Origin of the sequence: Thermanaerothrix sp. (genome assembly GCA_026417795.1) — a bacterium.
GTDB lineage: Bacteria > Synergistota > Synergistia > Synergistales > Synergistaceae > Thermanaerovibrio.
In genome coordinates this window covers 1-5,208 of record JAOACP010000057.1, presented here as the reverse complement: position 1 = coordinate 5,208, position 5,208 = coordinate 1, and the positions used below count along the sequence as shown (strand labels likewise).

Annotated in this window: 5 protein-coding genes; all 5 read left to right on the top strand. The window is 60.3% G+C overall.

Annotated elements, in window-relative coordinates:
- Nucleotides 1-136 precede the first annotated feature (136 nt).
- Nucleotides 137-1,030, top strand: a complete 894-nt coding sequence (locus N2315_08710) for a 50S ribosomal protein L11 methyltransferase (GenBank protein MCX7829257.1) — start codon at nucleotides 137-139, stop codon at nucleotides 1,028-1,030.
- Nucleotides 1,005-1,730: a 16S rRNA (uracil(1498)-N(3))-methyltransferase gene (locus N2315_08705; GenBank protein ID MCX7829256.1), complete on the top strand. Its 726-nt coding sequence runs from the start codon at nucleotides 1,005-1,007 to the stop codon at nucleotides 1,728-1,730. The genes N2315_08710 and N2315_08705 overlap by 26 nt, the downstream gene beginning before the upstream one ends.
- A complete protein-coding gene (locus N2315_08700) occupies nucleotides 1,727-3,055 on the top strand; it encodes a MiaB/RimO family radical SAM methylthiotransferase (protein MCX7829255.1) in 1,329 nt (442 codons plus the stop codon). Before N2315_08705 ends, N2315_08700 begins: the two co-directional genes overlap by 4 nt.
- A gap of 115 nt (nucleotides 3,056-3,170) precedes the next feature.
- Nucleotides 3,171-4,745 (top strand): Hsp70 family protein, encoded by a 1,575-nt coding sequence (locus N2315_08695; protein ID MCX7829254.1) that lies wholly within the window; start codon nucleotides 3,171-3,173, stop codon nucleotides 4,743-4,745.
- A partial coding sequence (locus N2315_08690; protein MCX7829253.1) for a DnaJ domain-containing protein occupies nucleotides 4,735-5,208 on the top strand: 474 nt, incomplete at its 3' end. The genes N2315_08695 and N2315_08690, both read left to right, overlap by 11 nt.

The window sequence follows — 5,208 nt, the reverse complement described above, 5'->3', positions numbered from 1 at the left end:
TTCAGGCCTTAGCCCAGGAGATGAACGTAAAAGTCCGACAGGAAGAGGGTATACTAGACAAGCTGAAGGGCTTTTTCGGAGGTTGACCCAAGGGGGGAAGTGCTCTCGGCGCTTCCCCCTTTTGGAGTTTTAGATGTTGAGAGTTGAGAGAGGGGTGTGTTTCGTGGGCTCTTTCTGGTGGTACATAACCCTCATGGGACCCGACGGGTCCGAGGATGCCCTCATGTCCGCCGCGGACATGGCGGGAAGCTGCGGGTCGGAGGTTCAGGAGCTGCCGTCGGGGGTTAGGATTCGATATTACTTCCTGTCGTCCCATGACCTGGGTTATTGGCAGGGAAGGCTTTTGGAGGCCCTCCGGGATATACCGGGGATTGTGGTGGAGGACTCCGGGAAGCTTGAGAACCAGCCTTGGTACAAGGTTTGCGAGGAGGGATTCACCCCCGTTGAGGCCGGCAGGTCCTTTGTGATAACCGCCCCGTGGCATGCGGATTCCTACAGAGGAGAGCGGGTGCCCATAATCATAAAACCCGGCAGCGCCTTTGGAACCGGGTATCACGAGAGCACCAGGATAGCCCTTGAGCTCATGGAACGCGCCTGTGAGGCACTTGGGGATGGTTTCAGCGCCTTGGACGTGGGGACCGGGTCCGGGATCCTTGCCATAGGGGCGTTGAAGCTTGGGGCTTCTAGTGTTTTTGCCCGGGACCTTGACGGCACCGTGGCCTCCGAACTCGAGGAGAACCTGGCCTTGAACCATCTGGAGGGAAGGGTGGCCTTTGAGGAGGGAGACCTCTTGAAGGGGTTCTCCCAGAAGGTGGATCTTCTTACCGCAAACATACTCAAGGATCCCCTTCTGGCCATGCTTCCCCATGTTAAGGGGGTTCTCACCGATCGGGGGCTTTGCGTATTCTCCGGGCTTCTGGCCGCTGAAAGGGACGAGTTCCTTGGGGCCATGGCGGAGAATGGGATGAAGGCTTTGGCGGAGATGACCCAGGGGGACTGGTGGGGTGTCCTTGCATCGCTTAAGGCTTGAGTGCTGCGCAAAGATCGGAGTGGGCCGGTATCTGTTGGATCAGGCCCAGGCAAGGCACCTCACTAAGGTCCTTCGGTGTTACACCGGAGCCCTTGTGGAGGGGTTGTCCGAGGAAGGTGCGGTACTTTTGCGGCTTCAAGTCACCCCTGTAGGCGTTGAGGCCCTTGAGGTGTCCCGCTGCCCTGGGGTGGATTATCGCCGCAGGGTGGATCTTCTTATAGGGTTCCTTAAGGCGGATCAGTGGGATCAGGTGCTTCGGGTGGCCTGTGAGCTTGGGGTGGCCAGGATCTGGCCGGTGCTTTGCGAGCGTTCCGTTCCAAGGCCCGACGATTGGGGGCGCAAGAGGGCCCGTTATGAGAGGATCCTCTTGGAGTCCACCAGGCAGTGTGGGGCTCTTAAGGCCCCTGAGCTCATGGATTTGAAGCCCCTGGAGGAGATCGACCTTTCGCAGATGCCGGAGGTTCGTTTGGGGGCCTTCTTGTCCTGCGATTCCGTGCCGCTGGCGTCCGCTTTGGGGCCTTGGGATGTGGTAGTTGCGGTGGGGCCTGAGGGGGACTGGAGCGGCAGGGAGGCCGGCTTCCTTAGAGAGGCCGGTTTTAAACCGGTTTCGCTGGGGCCCAGGGTGCTCAGGGCCTCCACCGCGGTTGCCGCCGCCCTTGGTGCGGTAAGGCTTCTTTACCCGGAGGTGGCTTCCCTGTGAGCGGCCTTGGGGGGATAGGTTTTTTCCTGGTGTCCCATGGATGCAGGGTAAATCAGTACGAGGGGGATGCCATCGCTTCGGAGCTTCTCTCCCTTGGGGCCCACGGGGCCGAAAGAGCCGAGGACGCCGGGGTTCTGGTCTTGGTAAGCTGTGCGGTGACAGCTGAGGCGGAGAGGAAGGCCAGGCAGGAGATAAGGCGACTCAGGCGTAAAAACCCCGATGCCCTTCTTATGGTTTGCGGATGTTGGGTGAACCGGGTATCCGACGAGGACCTTTTGAACATGGGGGTAGACGTGGGGTTGGCTAACGGCATGAAACATCTGGTGCCCCAGTTGGTGGAGCGACATGTCCGTGGAGAGAAGCTGGATCCGGTGTACCGGAGCGAGGATGCCGGTTGGGACTCCCTTGCCCTGCTCATGCCCACCAGGCACACCAGGGCGTTCGTTAAGGTTCAGGATGGATGCTCCAGGGGATGTACGTACTGCATAATACCCAAGCTGAGGGGCCCCTCAAGGTCAAGGCCCTTGGGGGATGTGCTTGATGAGGTGCGTAGGGTCTTGGATGCCGGGGCCTTGGAGGTGGTGCTTACGGGGGTTCACCTGGGGGACTACCGTTGGGAGGGCTTTGACCTTGCGGACCTGGTGGGTGCCTTGGGGGTGGTGGAGGGGCTCAAGAGGCTTAGGTTCGGGTCCATTGAGCCTTTTTCCATAGATGAAAGGCTGCTCAATGCCCTTAGGGACTGCGGAATATTCATGAGGCATCTGCATGTCCCCCTTCAAAGCGGAGACGATAGGGTTCTTCGGCGGATGGGCAGGGGCTACAGGGGGGACGATTACGTGGCCTTGGTTGACAGGGCCAGGGAGATCCTCGGTGATGACCTTCACGTTAGCTCCGATGTTATGGTGGGTTTCCCAGGGGAGGACGAGGAGGCCTTCGAGAACACCGTGAGGGTTCTTGGCCGTGCTTCGGTGGGCCGCATACACTCCTTCCAGTACTCTCCAAGGCCTGGTACTACCGCTTTTGATTGGGAGAGGCCCGCTTTGGAGGTGGTGCGGGCGCGGCTTAGCAGGCTCATGGATTTTGGGGCCTCTAGCTTGGAGGCCTTTGCCTCCAGGTTCGTCGGCCGCAGCGTTACGGTGTTGGTCGAGAGGGTCTCGGGGGGGATGGGAGACGGGCTTACCGAGGAGTTCGTGAGGGTTCGCTTCCCATATCATGGACCTTCTGGGGTGGTTGTCCAGTTATCTCCCACCGTCTCCAGGGGGGGTGTCCTTGGGGTTGGTGATGGGGCTTTTGTCTCGTCCGATGATTTGTTATATCCTTTGTAAGTCATTGAAGTCGGAGGAGTATTAGATCGCGGCATTGAGCTGAGGAAGCCGTCCGTCCTTGCCCTTGCAGGGATTTGAGTGGAAACTGGCGTGGGTGGTTTTCGGAGGTGTTCTGTTGAGGGAGCCCGTCATAGGCATAGACCTGGGAACCCGTTATTCCCTGGTATCGTATTGTCCCCCTGGAGGGGTGCCCAGGGTTTTGCCCAACCGTTGGGGCAAGACCAGGACCCCCTCTTACGTGGCTTACAGGGATGGGCGTTTCCTTTGTGGGGACGATGCTTTAAGGGGTTCCGCCATGTCCTCTGGCGACATGTGGTGGGACGTAAAGAGGAAGCTCGGTACCGATTGGGTGGCCCGCTGTGGAGGCAGGGCCTACGGAGCGGAGGATCTGCTGTCTCATCTTCTGTGCCTTTTGCGGGAGGACGCGGAGGCGTCGCTTGGAAGCTTTGTGACCTCCGGGGTGATAACGGTTCCTGCCCACTTCGGGTTCCCGGAGCGGGGGGCGCTGTACCGCTCCGCAAAGGGGGCGGGCTTCGAGTTTGTGAGGGTTTTAAACGAGCCCACCGCGGCGGCCCTCTCGGTGGCCTCGGACGGCAGGTTCCTGATCCTTGACTTTGGGGGAGGCACACTGGACATATCGGTCCTCGAGGGAGAGGACGGGGTTTTCCAGGTGTTGGACAGCCTGGGGCGTAAGGATCTTGGGGGGTATGATCTGGACAGACGCCTTGCGGTGTGGCTTTGGCGTCATCTTGGCAGCGTACCCATTGATGAGGTTGACCCCCGTTGGCTCATAGTCCTTAGGGAGGCCGAGCAGGTTAAGATAGCCCTTTCAGACGTGGGGGTGGTGGATTGGGTCCCCCCCTGGGGCTTTGATGGGGCAGAACCCCTTAGGGTGACCAGGGAGGACCTTGAGGGCATAATAGCCCCTGTAATAGATGAAGTGGTGCGTCTTGCTGAAAGGCTCTTTAGACGCCACCGCCCGGACCGGCTTGTGGTGGTGGGTGGAAGCGGAAGGATACCCCTCCTCCGGCGGCGCCTTAGCGAGCGGGTGGGTCCCATTGAGCACATGAAGGTGTGTCCCGATGAGGCGGTGGCCCTGGGGGCTAGCCTTTTCATAAGGCAGGGAGGCGACAGGCTGCTCATAGATGTTTTGAGCGCTTCCGTTGGAGTTGTCTTGAAGGATGGGTCCGTGAGGACGCTGGTCAATCGAGGTTCTCCTCTGCCAGCGGAGGTCTCCTCGTCGGTCCCTTTGGACTACCTGGACGGTTCGGTTACCCTTGTTCAGGGGGAAGGGGTTTTGAGGGGTTCTTCCGGGTCCAGGGTTATATATCGGGTGCCGGTTCCGTCGGGAGAGAAGGGGGATGTCAGGCTCTCCTTGGTGGTTGATACCGGAGGGCTCCTTCGGGTAAAGGTCATGACCGGCAACTGGTCCGCCAGCCGGGTGGTGGACCTTACCCTTTCTGGCGGGGCTGCGTCCTTTGATTTGGAGCGGGAGCTCCGTGACCGGGAGGCCCGTCTTGCGGTGCTCAGCATGTCAGTTTCGAGGCCGGTGCAGGAGCGGCTTCTTGGGATGATGGGGAAGGTAAGGCGGCTCAGCGGAGCGGGGCAAGAAGGGCTTGCCTTGGAGGCTCTGGACGTGTTGGACCGGCTCATTTTAGACATGGAGAGGGTGCTTAACGGTGAGCCTTGAGGTTGATCTCAAGACGTTGGGGCTTTCCCCCGGCGCCAGCTGGGAGGATGTTAAGTCGGCGTTCCGGAGGCTTGCCAGGGCCTATCATCCCGATGTGGCAGGTCCCGAGCACTCTCGTCGTTTTGCGGAGATAAACAGGGCCTACATGTCCATCCGGGAGGCGGTTCAGCGGGGGGCGTACGACTCGTTGGGCCAGAGGGAAGGTGCGAGCTCCAGCCCACCTCCGGGAGCTGCTCCTAGCAGGGATGCCGCCGGTGGGGCTTGGCGGGCCAGGCGGACCAGGCGCAGGCGGGATTCCAGGTCCTTCCGTTGGGGGTCTAAGGGGTTGGACTGGCTTAGTTCCATAGGGGCGGTGATATTGAAGGGTGTAAGGCGCATCAGCCGCCCCGACTCCGGTGGAAGGGGTAGGGAAGGGGCCGATGATGGTTTACGGCGGGACAGAGCTCTGTGGGAGGTCCTGGAC